Source organism: Flavobacterium collinsii (assembly GCF_946903285.1).
Lineage (GTDB): Bacteria > Bacteroidota > Bacteroidia > Flavobacteriales > Flavobacteriaceae > Flavobacterium > Flavobacterium collinsii.
Genome location: NZ_OX336425.1, coordinates 2,098,250 through 2,115,566 on the forward strand (window position 1 = coordinate 2,098,250; position 17,317 = coordinate 2,115,566).

The following is a 17,317-nucleotide window of genomic DNA, read 5'->3' on the forward strand; positions in this document are numbered from 1 at the left end:
ACTATGCAGTCACGTAGAAAATTTATAAAAAATACAGGGATTTTTTCAGCTGGATTATTGGCCCTTCAGACGGATGTTTTTGGGATGAATTCAGATGCTTTCAATTTTGCACTAAAAGATTTTATTACCAAAAGACCCCCGCTGGCAGAACGAAAATTTACCAGTAAAGCGATTGAAGCTGCCATTGTAAGAATCAAAAAACAAATTGCCAATCCGGAACTCGCCTGGTTGTTTGAAAACTGTTTTCCAAACACCTTAGATACCACTGTAGATTTTGAAATCATTGACGGAAAACCGGACACTTATGTCATTACAGGAGATATTGATGCGATGTGGTTGCGTGACAGTACAGCACAAATTTGGCCGTATATTCCGTTTATAAAAGAAGATAAAAAACTTGCTGAACTGATAAAAGGAGTCATCAATCGTCAGACCAAATGTATTTTACTTGATCCTTATGCGAATGCTTTCTACAAAGATTTTGCGCAAGTAAGTGAGTGGAAAAATGATATGACCAAGATGCAGCCCGGTATTCACGAACGCAAATGGGAGATTGACAGTTTGTGTTACCCAATACGATTGGCACACGGCTACTGGAAAGAAACGGGAGATATTAGTTTGTTCGACAGCAAGTGGAAAGAAGCTATGCTTTTGGTATTGCAGACTTTCAAAGAGCAGCAAAGAATGCATGATAAAGGACCTTACAATTTCCAGCGCGTTACTGCCTGGGCTACAGATGGTGTACCTTTAAGCGGTTACGGTTATCCGGTAAAACCATGTGGATTAATTGTTTCGACTTTCAGACCAAGTGACGACAGTACGCTGTTTGGTTATTTGATTCCGAGTAACATGTTTGCAATTGAAGTATTGGGGTATCTGATTGAAATTTTCTCTTTGCCGGCTTTAAAAGATGACAATTTAGTCGCTAAAGCCAAAGAATTGCGTGGGCAGGTTCAAAAAGGACTGGAAGAAAACGGAATCATCGAACATCCGAAATTCGGAAAAATCATTGCTTTTGAAGTAAACGGTTACGGCAGTTTTCACATGATGGACGATGCAAATGTTCCGTCTTTATTGTCGTTACCTTATTTAGGGGCTATCGCACCGGACAATCAACTGTATCTGAATACCCGAAAAGTGGTACTTTCAGAAAATAATCCGTTTTTCTACAAAGGAAAAGCAGGAGAAGGTATTGGCGGTCCACATACCGGGACAGACACCATTTGGCCAATGAGTATCGTTTTGAGAGCCATTACCAGCGTAGACGAGCAGGAAATAAAACAATGTATTAGCAACCTGATCAAAACAAATGCCGATACCGGTTTCATGCACGAATCTTTTCATAAAGATGATGTAACCAAATTTACCCGAAAATGGTTTGCATGGGCCAACACCTTATTTGGAGAAATGATTGTACATACCAGCATTCATTATCCTCAAATTTTAAAAGATAAAAACATTTAAACTAAAATATTTACCATTTAAGGAATTAGTAAAACTAGAGATAAAAATATTCACCATTAAGAAATTAAGAAAAATGAAGCAGTTAGACTTAATAGCTTAATTTCTTAATGGTGAAAAAAATAAAACTAAATTTTTCTAATCCGCATATTGGTTCAAATCCAAAATACAAAAGAATGAATAAAGAATATGCCGTTGGATTAGACATTGGAGGTACACATATCACCGCAGCGATTATTGATATAGTAGACATGAAAGTGATCGATTTTTCACTGCACAAAGAATCTTTTGATTCGAATTTGCCTGTAGCAGAAGTAATGACCATTTGGGAAAAAGCAATTCGTACTGCAATAGAAAATTCTAAAGTAGAAAATACCACGGGATTGGCAGTTTGCATGCCGGGGCCTTTTGATTATACGAATGGTGTTTGCTGGATAAAAGGACAATCTAAATACGAACATTTTTACGGTTTAAATGTTCGTGATTTGTTTCAGGATAAATTGAATCTTTCAAATGATTTTCCGATACTTTTTGAAAACGATGCTGTTTGTTTTGGTAAAGGAGAAGTATTTAAAGATGCTGAAAACCTTTCTAAAAAAGTAATGGCAATCACTTTGGGTACTGGACTTGGAGCTTGTTTTATAGACAAAGGCGAATCGATTAGCACAGGCGATTTAGTACCAAAAGAAGGCGAAATATACGATCTGCCTTATCAAGATGGAATCGCTGAAGATTATGTTTCCGCACGTGGGCTTATAGCGGGTTATTTCGCTTTAAGCGGAAAAAAAATAAACAACGGATTGGAGCTTTTTAATTTGGCTAAAGCCGAAGATAAAGTAGCGATAGAAGTGTTTGAAAAAATGGGAGAAGATTTAGCAGCGATTGTTATTCCGTGGTTAGAGAAATTCTCGGCAGATGGTTTTATTATTGGAGGGAAAATAGCAAATGCAAGCGAATATTTCTTACCGGTTTTCAATAAAAAATTAAAAGAAGCAGGAAGTGAAGTTAGCGTTTCTGTTTCTACAGATAATGAAATAGCAGCTTTATTAGGCGCAACAAGTTTGCTTTATACAGCATAGTTTTGATTATATTAGATGCCACAGATCAAAAAGATTTACAACACAGATTAGAGCATGCTTTTGAATCCTCTAATCTGTGACAAAAAAAATGATCAGTGGTTCATAAAACATTAGATATGACAAATTCAAATCGCAGAAATTTTATAAAAACGGCGGCTATAGCTTCAGTTGCTGTAGCCTTGCAATCTTTCAATTCAAATACTGAAGAAGAAGAAAAAAACATAGTTTCTAAAAAAGGAAAAAAGCCAATTGTACTTTCTACCTGGAGATTTGGAATTCAGGCCAATGAAGCAGCCTGGGAAGTTTTAAAAAACAAAGGAACCGCTTTAGATGCTGTCGAAGCCGGAGTTAAAATTCCGGAGGCCGATCCTAAAGAAAGAAGTGTGGGGTACGGCGGACGTCCGGACAGAGATGGTCGCGTAACGTTAGATGCCTGTATTATGGATGAAAATGCCAACATAGGATCAGTTGCTGCTTTAGAATATATTAAACATCCCATATCGGTTGCGAGAGCAGTAATGGAAAAAACACCTCATGTGATGCTGGTAGGCGATGGAGCCTTGCAATTTGCAGTAGCACAAGGTTTCAAAAAAGAAAACCTGCTGACAGAGGAATCTGAGAAAGAATGGAAAGAGTGGTTAAAAGACAGTAAATACAAACCCATCGCGAATATTGAAAATCACGATACCATTGGAATGATCGCTTTGGATGCCAACGGAAACCTTTCGGGAGCCTGCACGACAAGCGGAATGGCATTTAAAATGCACGGACGTGTTGGAGATTCTCCAATTATTGGAGCTGGTTTATATGTCGACAACGAAATTGGAGCTGCAACAGCCACCGGACATGGTGAAGAAGTCATCAGAATTTCGGGTTGTCATCTGGTCGTTGAATTGATGCGACAAGGTAAATCTCCTCAAAAAGCCTGCGAAGAAGCCGTGGCCCGAATTGTAAAATTAACGAAGAACAGAAACAAAGATTTAAAAGACATTCAGGTAGGTTTTATAGCCCTGAACAAAGCGGGAGAGTATGGTTCATATTGTATTCAGGGAGGTTTTAACTATGCCGTTTATGACGATACCGGAAATCGTTTAATCGATGCCGATTTTTTTCTGAAGTAGGAAGAAGTTGATTCTTTTTAGTAATTAATTTCGTGAGATCGCAGCGTATTAAAATAGTACTTCTTTGTGATTTTTATGAATCAGGTTCAAAAGTTCTGGAGTGAAAAAAAAGTATTCTCTTTATCGTAAAGGACTTTAGGAATGAAAGTGGCAGCCTTTTGCAATCTTTAAAGGTTTTACATTTTCCTGTAATTACTTAATTGTAAAAAATAATTTACAGCTTACCCCATAAGTGATAAGTGTTTGAGATCTGTTGCTCAGAAAGAGCCTTTGCAATAGTATGGTGTGAAGCACCATCAATAATGATGATGATTGTTTAAGCCCTGTAAGGGCGAAAGCATAACCCAAAAAGCACCTATCTTATTTTATGATATTTCCGAAAGTAAGTAACTTTTAATTAAGATCTTATACTTTGTTTATAGCTGCTTATGCCCTTTCAGGGCAATATGATTCATTATATTAATTTATAGTGCGTTGCACTATTTTTATGCTTTTGGGCTTTCAGCCCTTTTTAAACATTTTAAATCTTTATACCGGAAGGTAGCGTTCATTATAAAATCAGCTGTAATAAAATGATCTCTTAAATGAAGAGCTGAAATCATTAATAAAAGGAATAATTTCTATCAGCATCACAACATTTTGTATTGATCCATTTTTATTAGAAAATAGACACAAGCTATGTACAAAAAAAGCTTCGGAGAAGTCCGAAGCTTTTTATTTTTATAATCTTAACGTGCGTTTAATGATGACTTGAATAAGAAAGAAATCGGTGTAAATCCGCGTTTTCGCTTTAGCGAATCCGTCTTATCCGCGTACATTATTTGCAGCCCTCTTGGAGTAACCCATATTAATTTAGAACCTATTCCTCCATTGCAGTTTCAAATTCCATGTGATCGATGGTTTCTGCTGCTGCTTGTGCAGGTTTAGATGCTTTTAGGGCATTGAATCTTTCTAATCGTTCTGATTCACCTTCTTCACCGCTGAAATAAGGAAAAACATCCATAATAGGAGATTCAGAGACTGCCGGGATAGAATATTCTCCCATCGTACTTTGCATTACATGCAGCGTGTTGTCATAAGCTTCTCTTACATCATTTGCCTGAACCAGCATGTACATGTTTGATTTTCTTTCTTTACCGCTTTCTTCATCATAAGCCAATAAAGATACTTTAGATTTAAACCAACGGTCTGTATTTTCAAAAGGGTGAATTTCGGCGTAATTGGCCACTTTTATATTGGTGATTTTGAATTCCTCACTAATAAAAGCCGACATCTCTTCATTAATTCTTCTCTCAGCTTCTGTATAAGACAGAGCATCTACCAAATAAGGTTCTGTTAAAACCTTTTGTCCTCCGGTTTCGTCAGTCTTTCTATATTTTACTTTGCATTCGTACCAAGTTGCGCTCATCTTTGTTATTTTTTAAGGATGCCAAAGATAGATTTTACAGGAAAAAAAACTCGGAATTTACGAAATAGATATTCACAATTTCAAGACTTTTTTGGTAAGCTTTTGATTTTTAGGAATTAACATTTAAAAGGTTGAATTTATTCGAATCGTTGCTTTTACCAAAGCTAATCCTTCAATATTTTTAAGAAGCACCTCCTTTGATTGATACTGGGCGTTTTCACTTACTAATTCGATCCTATCGTCGCCTTTGTCTGATTTTTGAATTCGTCTGATAAGCAGAAATTCTTCAAGATCATCTGTTATGATGGCGGTCAGATATAATTCTCCCCAGATAATATGTTCCACCTTGTTGCTCATCTTTTTATAGATAATAAGATCTCCACTCTTTAAAATCGGATACATACTATCTCCACTAACGTAGACAGCACCATCGCATTTAGGTAAATTGGGAACCGAAACGTAATCTACAGGTTTTTCGGCGTTTTCTTTAAACAAAGAAACGGTGCCTGCAGCAGTCTCAACATCGTATACAGGTATAAATTGTTTTTTAACTGTTTTTACGGTGGTAACTTCGTAAACAGAAGTAGGTTCTTCAATCTGACTCATTTTTATACCCCATTCATATTCAAAAAAAGCAGTATTTTCAAGCATATGACCTTTTCCCGTGAGGAGCCATTCCGGGCTAATTTCAGGATAGATTCGGAGTATCTGCTCTATTTTTGAGGCACCAACATCTTTAACCTTATCTAAAAAACCATTGGAAAGTCCTGTTTCAATATAAAATTTTCTTCTATTAATTCCTTTATAATCAATTATTTGTAAGATTCTATTTATAATCATTGTAATTATTTTTAGATTATTTGATCTTTTTATGAATTTTTATAGAATATAATCTATATATTTGTAAGTAAAAAGACACAAAAACGCGATTTCAGCAAACGTACGAAAAAAAACATAAAATACATTAATAAAGAGTAAGATCGTTAAAATTTCAGAAAGAAAATAGAGCTTGGTATTGTCGAAGGTTCTTTAAGTTATGAAGTGATAGTCAGGAAAAGAGAGATGAGGTTTAACATAAAAAGAAGAAAACATGAATTATACGCCCAGAATAGACCAAAACAATCCAGATCGGGAACGATTAGAAAGAGCTATTACAAATTTGCTTCCGTATGTTGAAACAGAAGCCGTTTACCTATCTTGTAATCGAAGTAATAAAGTAATAGTGCTCACTTTTATTTTGAAAGAAGAGCGTGATCAGGATGGAGAGGCTTTGGATGATACAATATTGGATAAGATCATAATGATATATCCCGATTTTATTTTTAAGTTTATTAGTTCTGATAATGCCAGGCTTGGATTTAGAAAAGGTAAGCCTTACTTTATTCGGCATTGTACTCTTAAAGAGTTAGTATACTTCAAACCTGGGGCTGAAGTTTTTTACCCTCAAAAAAACACGTCGAAAAAGCTGATAAGGAGAGCTAAGAAAAGATTTTCTCTTGATATGGAAGCGGCTGTGGTGTCTCTTAGAAATGTTTCGGTTTACACCAGAAACAATAATAGTGTTGCGACTGCCTTTGCCTTGTATCAAACCTTGAGATACATCTACATTTGTGCTTCAGAATTTTTCACGCCTGTTTTTATTACTTCTACCTGCTTGTTTGTTCATTATGATTATATAATCGATTTTGCACCTTCTCTAAAGAAAATACTCAATAAAGGTGTTGAGATGGATAAAGAGATACTTGAAATGCTCAATAATGCCTATTTCTGCGTGGTAGAGAATAGGAGCATAGATGATATTAATCCCGAGTTGCTTGCCAGAGCAAAAACAAAAGTAGAACTGTTACAAAAGGAGATTAATAAGCTATTTCTGGATTATAAAGCGTTGTGCAGTGAGAAGATGCAGAAATTGAGCTATCAAAAATGTATTGGAAGACATATTTTCAACGAAAAGATTCCATCGAATTACTTTATCGAAGAGGCTTTGGAGAATATTGGAGCTGTTATGGCAGTGGATTTTGTTATAAGATGTATATATTGTTTTGGTTATACAATACGTCATAACCAGGACTATGGGTCTAAGAATTATTCAGATAAACTTCCCCGTTATCATTTTTATTTATTGGTAGTGAATCTGGAGGAATCGGAAGATGATTTACTTTTAATGAAAAATTTGATTCATGAAAAATTTGGAGCCGATTATAAAGTAACAATTTTGAATCATTGTCCAAAAATGATTCGTACCAGGAAAATAGATAAAAAGTATTTTTTTGATCATATCCTAACAAACGGACTTCTGACTTACAATAACCCAGGATATCTTCCTTATCCCAAAAAGTGTATTGCGAAATGGGATTCTGATGATAAAGAAAGATATGAGAAACACAAAGTTTCAGTGGCACGACAATTTTTTGAAGATGCGCAGGATTCTCTTAGTTATGATGCTACTATCATTAAAAGAGTACTTTTCAAGAAAGTCATAGAGCAAATTTGCTCAGGGCTCATCTATTTGTATTTGGGATATCTCTCAGATAAATTACCGATGCGTAGTTTATTCTCTTTATTAAGATATATTGAGGACGTCGAACTTCCTTTTGATTGCAACAGTGAAAAAGAAAAAATGATTTTTCAATACCTTTCTGAAGCAGTTGTGGTGTCTCTAGTCAAGGCAAGACGCGATGCTAATCAGGAATATGACAAACTTATTGAGTATAAGTGCATCTTGTTTTTGAAGCATGCAAATGATTTGGCGGAGAAAGCAGCCGGAAAATTAGATTATAAAAAGACACGGTTTTTTAGTTAATTCCCGGACTCTGTAAAGAGTTCTATTAAAAATTGCACAAAGGCTTTTGACTTGGTGCAATTTTTTTATTTTCTACAGCTGGCTTTTTGTGAATATCTTCCACTTTTTTACCTAATTAAGGTACAGAGGTTTGCCCTTTTAGAATTATATGCTCCTTAGAATCTGACTTAGATTATCCGGGCCTTATACTATCTTATCTGATGTTGTTTCTGTGGTACTTCTTTTATGAAAATAATTGAATTGCGGTCTTTTTATTTGTTTTATTTGCGCCAAATTTTACCTTTTTAGGGTAGAATTTGACTTATGGATCATTGCGCGTTTTTTGGACGCATTACTTGGAAGGGTGATTTACTGTAATTAACAGGCTGTATTGTAGCGGTATTTTAAAGAGATATTGTCGATACGATGTTATTGTTTAATAGTATTTAAAGACTGTCGATTTGATAGTATAGTTAATCTCAGAATGAAAAAAATAATTACACTAACATTAATCATTAATTCATTTTTTGTTTTTTCTCAGGAAGTGGTTAAAAATGAGTGGAGTGATTCTTCAAAAGTAGAAGTTCTCAAAGAGATCAAAATCACTAAAAATAAGAGAAAAGCAGGAGTTTATAAACTTCACTTACCCAAAGAAATTTTAAAAAATGAAAGTATGGGTAAGACTTTGCGGAGAGTTGAGAACATTACTTTAGATAACAATAAAACCGTTTACTTTAAAGGGAAAAGAATCAAGAATTACATTTATAATGATAAAGTCATAACTCAGGAAGAATTTTTCAAACTATTGTCTGAGAATATCGTTTCTTTTCAGATTGTTGAGAATTATTTTAATTTGTCAACTGGTGAGACTGAACTCGTTATAAAAGTAATGGACAATAATGGTAATGTAGATAACATAAAAGGTTCTGTTGACGGAACGCTTGGTTTTTTGCAGGAGTTTAATTTTTTAGGATCGAGTTTATTTTACAAAAAGAATAAATTTTCGACAGTTCTGAATATTTCAGGGCTCAAGAATGTTTCGGATAACAGCTCGGAGGAAACTTATAATGAGAGCACTTTAAATTATGCGAACCACAGAGTTTTGTATCAGTCTAATTTCTCAATGCTTAACATTTATGAAATCGATAAGTCAAGTAGTATTTCATTACGGAATAAATATTCAGTAGTAGATGAAAACAGGATCAGTTTTTTTTCCGATTTATCAGAAGCAGCTTATTTTTTTCTTGTCCGCGATTATAATACCAATGTGAGGTACGAGAAGCGAACAGTAAATGATTTAGAGTATAAACTCAATTTAGACTATGTAAACAGTAATAATAAAATTGAAAACAGGTTTAATAAATCGAATCAAAAATTTACCGAATGGACGTTGAGTTCCTCTGTCTCAAAATCAATTAATAAATTATATGTTCAATCGGCATTAGTACTAACGTATCGCAATTATATTTTTGATAATATAACAGATAGAAGTGAGGTCAGGCAGAAAATTGTTACTCCTTTTGTCAGTTTTAGTTACGATCTAAATTCTAATAATTCGTTAGCATTTGGAAACAGATTTCAGTTTTCTGAGGATAAAGTCAATAATGATGTTGTTTTTTACCATAATTTTTATCTGCCAAATTTCACTTATTTCTCGAAAATTGGCTCCATATTAGATGTAGAATTCAATTATAAAAGATATGTCTTCAGACCAAGTATCAGATCAATTTCTAATTTCACTTATCAGGATTTTAATAACAATTCAATTGTAAATCCTTCTTATATAAAACCTGAAATCGACAATTCTTTTTCTCTTGATTTGGTGAAGAACATAAAGAAAGTCGATTTAACCTTAAACTTCGGTTATTTAAAATCATCCAATAATATTTCTGTTGTCAATTTACTAGATGCGTACAAAATGGTTTCTGAAAATGTAAATCTGGATTCTTATAATAGCCGATCAGTGGGTACTTCTGTTTCGTTTAAATTTTATAAAGAATCCAGATTCAACTTAAATTATAGTTATACAAAGTTAAAAATGAAAAAGGCAAATGAAACTCATAAAGGAGTTGTGAATTATCTGGATTTATCTGTTAGCGGCAATATAGATAAAAGCACTATGTATTCGATTAACTCCTATTATATCGACAGGTTTTACGATTTTAATTTATATCGTTCGGTGAAACCCGATCTTTCGTTAAGTGTATCTCGTAATTTACTCAAAGACAGACTGAATATTAGCCTGGAATATAGGAACATATTGAATACTGATGCAAACAGAATGTTGCGATTTAGAGATAGTGGCAATGAATATGTGTTAAATAATACCAATACATCTAATATAATCTTAATAAATGCATCCTATAATTTCGGAAAAACATTTAAAGAAAATCGCAAATACATTCGGAATATTAGTTCGGATATGAAGTTGTAAATTCGGGTACCATTCGATCCTTTTGGAATTTTAGGACGAGACATTTATAACAAAAAAAGCTTCAGATTTCTCTGAAGCTTTGTCTTTATAAGAGGGCGTCTTAAAAATTTGTATTTACTTTTTTAGAACGGTCTGCCACATAGGAGATAAGCCAGGTTATTGGCCCTTCTTTTACAAAGTATATTTTTTTCTTCTCTAAATTAGGAATACTTTCTACGCAAGCTGATAGTATGTTATTTGCTGAAATAAGATATTTCTGGTCGTATATGTTTAATACTCTTGCTGCCTCTTTATTGGTTTTAGAAAGATTGTTAAACTTGTTGAAATTATTTTTCAGGACCGCATCGTAATCGATAATATCTTCAAGGGTTATAGGTAAGAAATGATCTTTGATGTTTTCATTATAGTACAATGTTGTAAAAGCCCAAACAGCTCCTCCAGACAAATAGATCTTTTCTTTTTTTAGTAAAAGAGGATTTGCATCGAGCATTTCTTTGATCTTCTTACGTACTACCGGGTTAAAATCAAAAGATTTTTCCTGATATACTGACATATCACCCGCCTGGCTTTGGTTTGCAACCGTTTTTTTTACAGCATCGGTAAGCGACATAGTACCAAAGTCAAGTTCTAAAGGCATAAACTCTAATTTACCATCCTGAAGTTCGTCAATATATCCACCTTTAGTACTGGCAGCACCAATATCAAGAAGCAAAGCGTTAGCATAATCAACTGGTGGAATAGAACCTTTAACTAGTATTTTAGCTTCTTCGTCAACATTAATAACATCAAGTTGTTTGTTGGTTAGGGTACTGATTTTGTTTTTTAAAACATCAAGGTTGCGGGCAGATCCAAAAACAGAAGAAGCTACTAAAAAGATATTTTCTTCGGGAATTTTAAATTGAGATCTGATTTTCGTCAATTGAGTAAAAACGATAAGACCGGCTTTGCTGATATCTTCCTGAGTAAGTTCGCCATTTGCAGTAATATGTTTGGCAAAACTAAGGCCTTCATCATTCGAATAGTAGGCAATTTTATAGTCTGCTTTTTTGATATTGTTTACTTCAAGAACAGTAACCTTTATTGTTCGGCGTCCGATCTCAATTCCGGCATAAAGATTTTTTTGAGCAAATGAACTTATGGAAAAAAATAAACTGAAAAGTATAAAAACTAGAACTTTGGGGGTGTTTTTTTTAAGCATTGGATTTAATTGTAATGTAATTTTTTTGATAAAAACTGTAGGTTGTTGTTGTTGTTGTTGTTGTTGTTGTTGTTGTTGTTGTTGTTGTTGTTGTTGTTGTTGTTGTTGTTGTTGTTGTTGTTGTTGTTGTTGTTGTTGTTGTTGTTGTTGTTGTTGTTGTTGTTGTTGTTGTTGTTGTTGTTTGAAATTTAAAAGGTTAAGTAAGAAATAATGTTTTTTTAATGTAAATAATTTAAAACTGCAGAAGTGGATTTTTTAAAAGTAATTCAGATTTTGGTCGCGATAGCTTTAAAAAGCAAAAAAGGGTTTCATAATTATTAACATGTAAATGACTAGATTAAAGAGCAATCGCCTATTAATACGAATAAAAAACTGCTAAATATTCAGGGTGCAAATTTATAAAAACAATTACGAATACAAACCCGGTTATTAAGAAAACATATTATTTAATTGTTAAGGCAGTCCTGCAAAGTTAGTAGCATACAGTTCAGTATTTCTAAAGTATTGAAAAAGAGGAATAACAGGAAGTGATCTGGTAGAAGTATAGCTATGATATTTATGGAATCTCTTAAAATTATCCTGTTTTCAGCATAGCCCGTGGCAGGAAAAGTAAGGGGTATTGTGCTCCTATTGGTTGAAATTGTAAGGAATATTTGATGTGGTATTTACAAGAAATGTTGATTTTACTTCATCTTAACTTTTACTCTAGATCCCAATGACTTCAAGTATATTGGTTCAGTTTTTCTAAAAAAAAAGACTGCCAGGGATTTGGCAGTCTTTAATATATAGCAACTATAACTTTATAAGATTATTTTTTAGTCACTTTCATGACAGAGGACTGATCAGGGGAAACGATTTTTATAAAATAAGTACCTTGAGCCAATGGTGACAGATCAACCTTGGTTTGTGCAGAGTGAACCGACTGTCTAATGAGTTGTTGGCCAGCAAGATTCAATACAATAACTTCTGTCATTTCGTGAGGCATCTCAATGTTTATCATTTCAGAAGTTGGATTTGGGTAAACCAGTCCCGAGCTTCTGCTTTTCTCAAAAGCAGGATCAGACAAAGTACCTGCATAATATGCTGTATTATCTATTGTCCAGTTACTGCCAGTAGGAGCAGTATTTTTATCGGCTTGAATAGCCGTAAGATTAGGATTTTTTGTGGCATCAAAAGTCCTTAAATTACTATTGTTTTTATTTTCAATATTCAAAGCCGTCAATTGATTGTTAGAGCAATCCAGATAAGTTAAGTCCTTATTTTTAGTTGCATCCAAAGAGGTCAATTGATTGAATGAACAATCTAAATAGGTCAAAGCAATATTTTTGGTTATGTCTAAAGTGAAAGCATTGGCTAAGACAGCATTTTTAGTACTGTTTTTTGTACCTCCTAATTTATTATGCGAACTATCCAAATAAGTCAAAGCTGTATTTTGGCTTACATCCAAAACGGTTAGCTGATTATAAGAGCAGTTTAAATACGTCAAAGCGATATTTTTACTGACATCCAAAGCGGTCAATTGATTTCCGTAACAGTTTAACTTAGCCAATGTCTTGTTTTTTGTCAGATCCAAAACAGTCAATTGATTTCGATGACTATACAAAGTGTCCAAAACGATATTTTGTGTTACATCCAAATCGGTCAGTGCGTTATCAGAACAATCTAACGTACGTAATGCCTTAAAATCCTGTATTCCTTTTAAATTCCTAATTTTTCCGTATGAAACGTTCAAGCGGGTTAGATTTTCAATCTTAGAAGTCAGTATTTTCCCGTCTATCTTGCCAGAGTCTATTCCCTGATTAATCAACGCTTGTTCAAAGTTAGTATCGGGAATAGCGGTGTATCGGAGTACAGTACAAGCGATCGTACTATAATTTGCCGTAACATCTTTTACCCAACCCGTATTTGGAGCTGTGACATTATCGGCTTGAATGCAGGTCAGTTCCGGATTCGAGGTAGAATTAAAAGTGGTTATCGTGCTGTTATTTCCATTTTTAACATTCAAATCCAGTAATTTATTAGAAAAGCAATACAATTGGGTTAAATGTGTGTTCTTACTTACATCCAAAGCGATCAATTGATTGTTGGCACAATGAAAACTAAGCAAAAGAGGGTTTTTAGTTACATCCAATGTGCTTAGCTGATTTTGAAAACAATCCAAAGATTCTAAAGCTGCATTTTTAGTTACCTCTAAATCTGTCAATTTATTACTGCCGCAAAACAGTGCTTTTAGAGCTGTGTTGTTGGTTACATTTAAGGAATTCAATTGATTATAGGAGCAATTTAATGAAGTCAAACCTGTATTTGGGGTTACCTCTAAAACACTCAATTTATTATTATTGCAATTCAAATCGATCAAAGTTGTACTCTTTGTTAAAGTTAAAGTGGCCAGTTGATTAGAATAGCAATATAGCTTAGTCAGGGTATTATTTTGAGTAACATCCAGAGCGGTCAATTTGTTTGAACTGCAATCTAAATAAGTTAAAGCAGTATTTTTGCTTACATCCAAAGCAAGTAATTGATTTGAAAGACAACGTAAATCGGTCAATGCTGTATTTTGCGTAACATCCAAAGCTGCCAGTTTATTAGCGGTACAATCTAACTTAGTCAACCCTGTATTTTTGGTTACATTTAAAGAAGTCAATTGATTACCAATGCTCTCCAACTCAACTAAAGCGGTATTCAGTGTTAGATTCAAAGTGGTCAATTGATTATAACTGAAATACAAGCCTGTCAAAGCAGTATTTTTAGTAATATCTAAAGTAGTCAGTTGATTTCTGGTACAATTTAATAAAGTCAAAGCAGTGTTTTTGGTAACATCTAAACTTGTCAATTGATTGTAATTGCAATATAAAGTCTGCAAAGCCACAAAATCCTGTATCCCTGTTAAATTTGAGATATTCTTATTAGAGACATTCAGGCTGGTTAGGTTGGCAATATTAGCAGTCGGTATTTTTCCGTCAATGCTACCCGAGTCGTAGCCTAAACTAATCAAAGCCAGCTCAAAATTGGGATCCGGAATGTTGGTGTAAGTTTGTACAAAACAAGCTGTAATGCTATAGTTTGCTTTAGTATCTTTTCTCCATCCAGAATTTGGAGCCGTGGTATTATCAGCCTGAATACAGGTAAGTTTGGGATTTTGTGTAACATCAAAATCGGTTATTTTACTATTATTTCCGTTTTTAATATTCAAAGTAGTCAATTGGTTTGAATAGCTTTTCAACTTATTCAGGGCAGTGTTTTTGCTTAAATCCAAAGTGGTTAATTGGTTTGAATAACAAGTCAAATCAGTCAAAGCAATATTTTTGGTTACATCCAAAGTGGTCATTTGATTGCTATTACACCACAAAGTAGTTAAAGCGGTATTTTTGCTTAGGTCTAAAGTGGTAAACTGATTTGAATAACATTGTAATACGGTCAAGGCGGTATTATTATTTAGATTTAAAGTGTTCAGTTGATTGTCAAAACAATAGAGGACACTTAGAGCAGTATTTTTGCTAATATCTAAAGTGGTCAATTTATTGCTGCTGCAATACAGGGTAGTCAAAGCTGTATTTTTACTTACATCCAAGGTGGTTAATTTATTTGCATAGGACTGTAATGTAGTTAAAGCTGTATTTTGGGTTACATCCAAAGTAGACAACGGATTTGATCCGCAAATCAATTCTGTCAGAGCTATATTTTGGCTTACATCCAAAGCAGTCAGTTTATTTAACCAACATACCAATTGAGTCAAAGAGAGATTTTTACTCACATCCAGAGCAGCCAATTCATTAGTATTGCAAATCAAAGTAGTCAACGCAGTATTTTTGGTTACATCCAAAGCTGTCAATACATTTCCTCGGCAATTTAAACTAGTCAGAGCCGAATTTTGGGTTACATTCAAGGCGGATAATAAATTTGAGGAGCAATCTAAAGTTTTCAAAGCTATAAAGTCCTGTATCCCTGTTAAGTTTGCAATGCCCTTATTGGAGACATTCAAATTGGTTACACGAATAATATTATCAGTAAGCACCTTTCCGTCTGTGCTGCCGGAATCGTATCCCATAGCAATAAGTTCTCTCTCAAATTTTACATCTGGGATTGCCGTGTAACAGGCAGTTGTACTATAGTTTGCAATGTTGTCTTTGGTCCAGCCAGAGTTTGGAGGATTTATACCGTCGGACTGGATGCACTTAAGATTAGAATTGCTTCTGGCATCAAAAAATGATATATTGGTGTTGTTTCCGTTTTTAATATTTAAAGTCGCCAGTTGATTGTTGTTGCAAGTCACAGCTGTTAAAGTTGTGTTTTTGCTAAGATTCAAAGCGATTAGCTTGTTGGAACTGCAATTCAAAATTTTTAATGCTGCAAAATCCTGTATCCCTGTTAAATCTGCGATATTTTTATCGGATATCTCTAAATTGGTTACGCCGGCAATATTGGAAGTAAGTACTTGCTTATCTAAAGGGGCAGAATCATAACCAAGATCAATTAAGGCTTGTTCAAAATTAGGATCGGGAATTGATGTATATCCGGTTGCGGCACAAAAAGTACTATAATTTGCAGCAGCATCTTTGAGCCAGGATGAATTTGGAGGAGTTAGGTTATCAGCCTGGATACAGGAGAGGGTAGGATTATCGGTAGCATCAAAACTCATTATATTGCTGTTGTATCCGTTTTTAACATTTAAGGATACTAACTTATTGGAATAACAATAAAAGGATGATAAAGCAGTATTTTGACTTACGTCCAGAGTGGTCAATAAATTAGAAAAGCAATTCAAATAAGACAGTGAAGTATTTTTACTTACATCTAAAACGGTTAATTTATTCTCTCTGCATTGTAAAAAATTCAAGGCTGTATTTTTACTTACATCCAAAGAAGTCAATTGATTTAAGTAACAATTTAATGTAGTTAATGCGGTATTTTTGCTGACATCCAAAGAGGTCAATTGATTTAATTCACAATAGAGTATTTCTAAAGCTGTATTTTTGCTCACATCCAAAGAGGTAAATGAATTTCCGCCACATTGTAAATTGGTTAAAGCAGTATTTTGAGATAAATCCGGGGCCTGATCAAACTTATTTACAATGCAATACAATCTGTTTAAAGCTTTGTTTTTGGTTAGATCCAAGGTCGACAATTGATTGTTACCGCAATCGAAATCCGTCAAAGCCAGATTTTGGGTTACATCCAAAGAGGTAAATGCATTTTTAGCGGCAAACAGAATAGTCAAAGCCCGATTTTTGGTGAGATCTAAACTGGTTAACAGATTTTTAGTGCAATCTAAATCGGTCAAAGCAGTATTTTTAGTGACATCTAAAGCGGTCAATTGGTTATAAGAACACTTCAAATTAGTCAAAGCTGTATTTTGTGTTACATCCAAAACCGTTAATTGATTTGAGCCACAATCCAAATTAATCAAAGCGGTATTTTTGCTGACATCCAAAGTGGTCAATTTATTGCCTCCGCAACTCAAAGTTTTTAAAGCTGTAAAATTTTGTATCCCGGTTAAATTTGAAATATTATCACTGGTAAGATACAAAGCCGTTATATTGGCAATTTTGGAAGTAAGTACTTTTCCGTCTATAGCACCAGAATCGATACCTTGATTAATCAAGGCTTGCTCAAATTTAGCATCAGGAATAGCCGTGTACTGTGCATTGGCTGTAAGACATAAAAAAAATAACATCGCAAAGAATGTTGTAAAGAGTTTGTTGTTTCTCATTTAATTATGGTTAGTTTTATGTGTTGCAAGATATTGTATTCTCTTATAAATTACAACAAAATGCCTATAGGCTTTAGTAAGATATTTTATATATTCGCTGTTAACGCTAATCGATTTTATTGGG

Annotated in this window: 9 protein-coding genes; 5 read left to right on the top strand and 4 right to left on the bottom strand. The window is 34.1% G+C overall.

The window, feature by feature from the left end; translation table 11 throughout:
* Positions 1-3: 3 nt before the first annotated feature.
* The 3 genes from OGZ34_RS09200 (at position 4) to OGZ34_RS09210 (ending at position 3,661) form a co-directional block, all read left to right on the top strand.
* Positions 4-1,464: a glycoside hydrolase family 125 protein gene (locus OGZ34_RS09200; RefSeq protein WP_263362829.1), complete on the top strand. Its 1,461-nt coding sequence runs from the start codon at positions 4-6 to the stop codon at positions 1,462-1,464.
* Between the two features lie 173 nt (positions 1,465-1,637).
* Entirely contained in the window at positions 1,638-2,540 is a 903-nt protein-coding gene (locus OGZ34_RS09205; RefSeq protein ID WP_263362830.1) for an ROK family protein, read from the top strand.
* A 116-nt stretch (positions 2,541-2,656) separates the two neighbouring features.
* Complete coding sequence (locus OGZ34_RS09210) at positions 2,657-3,661, top strand: isoaspartyl peptidase/L-asparaginase family protein (RefSeq protein WP_263362831.1); 1,005 nt, start codon at positions 2,657-2,659, stop codon at positions 3,659-3,661.
* 859 nt (positions 3,662-4,520) lie between these two features.
* Here the strand turns inward: OGZ34_RS09210 and OGZ34_RS09215 are convergent.
* Positions 4,521-5,069 (bottom strand): DUF4494 domain-containing protein, encoded by a 549-nt coding sequence (locus OGZ34_RS09215; RefSeq protein WP_173966052.1) that lies wholly within the window; start codon positions 5,067-5,069, stop codon positions 4,521-4,523.
* Between the two features lie 123 nt (positions 5,070-5,192).
* A complete protein-coding gene (locus tag OGZ34_RS09220; protein ID WP_263362832.1) occupies positions 5,193-5,909 on the bottom strand; it encodes a S24 family peptidase in 717 nt (238 codons plus the stop codon).
* Between the two features lie 250 nt (positions 5,910-6,159).
* Between OGZ34_RS09220 and OGZ34_RS09225 the strand changes: the two genes are divergently transcribed.
* Together OGZ34_RS09225 and OGZ34_RS09230 are read left to right on the top strand one after the other, a co-directional pair.
* Entirely contained in the window at positions 6,160-7,872 is a 1,713-nt protein-coding gene (locus OGZ34_RS09225) for a hypothetical protein (protein WP_263362833.1), read from the top strand.
* 463 nt (positions 7,873-8,335) lie between these two features.
* A complete protein-coding gene (locus tag OGZ34_RS09230; RefSeq protein ID WP_263362834.1) occupies positions 8,336-10,285 on the top strand; it encodes an outer membrane beta-barrel family protein in 1,950 nt (649 codons plus the stop codon).
* Between the two features lie 100 nt (positions 10,286-10,385).
* Here the strand turns inward: OGZ34_RS09230 and OGZ34_RS09235 are convergent, their stop codons facing one another.
* Together OGZ34_RS09235 and OGZ34_RS09240 are read right to left on the bottom strand one after the other, a co-directional pair.
* Positions 10,386-11,483, bottom strand: coding sequence for a Ppx/GppA phosphatase family protein (locus OGZ34_RS09235; RefSeq protein ID WP_173966048.1), 1,098 nt, complete (start codon positions 11,481-11,483; stop codon positions 10,386-10,388).
* Between the two features lie 808 nt (positions 11,484-12,291).
* Entirely contained in the window at positions 12,292-17,193 is a 4,902-nt protein-coding gene (locus OGZ34_RS09240) for a leucine-rich repeat domain-containing protein (protein ID WP_263362835.1), read from the bottom strand.
* Positions 17,194-17,317: the final 124 nt, after the last annotated feature.

Coding starts and splice junctions, on each gene's coding strand:
- OGZ34_RS09240 (WP_263362835.1), bottom strand. CDS start 17,193: ATGAGAAACAACAAACTCTTTACAACATTCTTTGCGATGTTATTTTTT.
- OGZ34_RS09215 (WP_173966052.1), bottom strand. CDS start 5,069: ATGAGCGCAACTTGGTACGAATGCAAAGTAAAATATAGAAAGACTGAC.
- OGZ34_RS09230 (WP_263362834.1), top strand. CDS start 8,336: ATGAAAAAAATAATTACACTAACATTAATCATTAATTCATTTTTTGTT.
- OGZ34_RS09200 (WP_263362829.1), top strand. CDS start 4: ATGCAGTCACGTAGAAAATTTATAAAAAATACAGGGATTTTTTCAGCT.
- OGZ34_RS09210 (WP_263362831.1), top strand. CDS start 2,657: ATGACAAATTCAAATCGCAGAAATTTTATAAAAACGGCGGCTATAGCT.
- OGZ34_RS09225 (WP_263362833.1), top strand. CDS start 6,160: ATGAATTATACGCCCAGAATAGACCAAAACAATCCAGATCGGGAACGA.
- OGZ34_RS09235 (WP_173966048.1), bottom strand. CDS start 11,483: ATGCTTAAAAAAAACACCCCCAAAGTTCTAGTTTTTATACTTTTCAGT.
- OGZ34_RS09205 (WP_263362830.1), top strand. CDS start 1,638: ATGAATAAAGAATATGCCGTTGGATTAGACATTGGAGGTACACATATC.
- OGZ34_RS09220 (WP_263362832.1), bottom strand. CDS start 5,909: ATGATTATAAATAGAATCTTACAAATAATTGATTATAAAGGAATTAAT.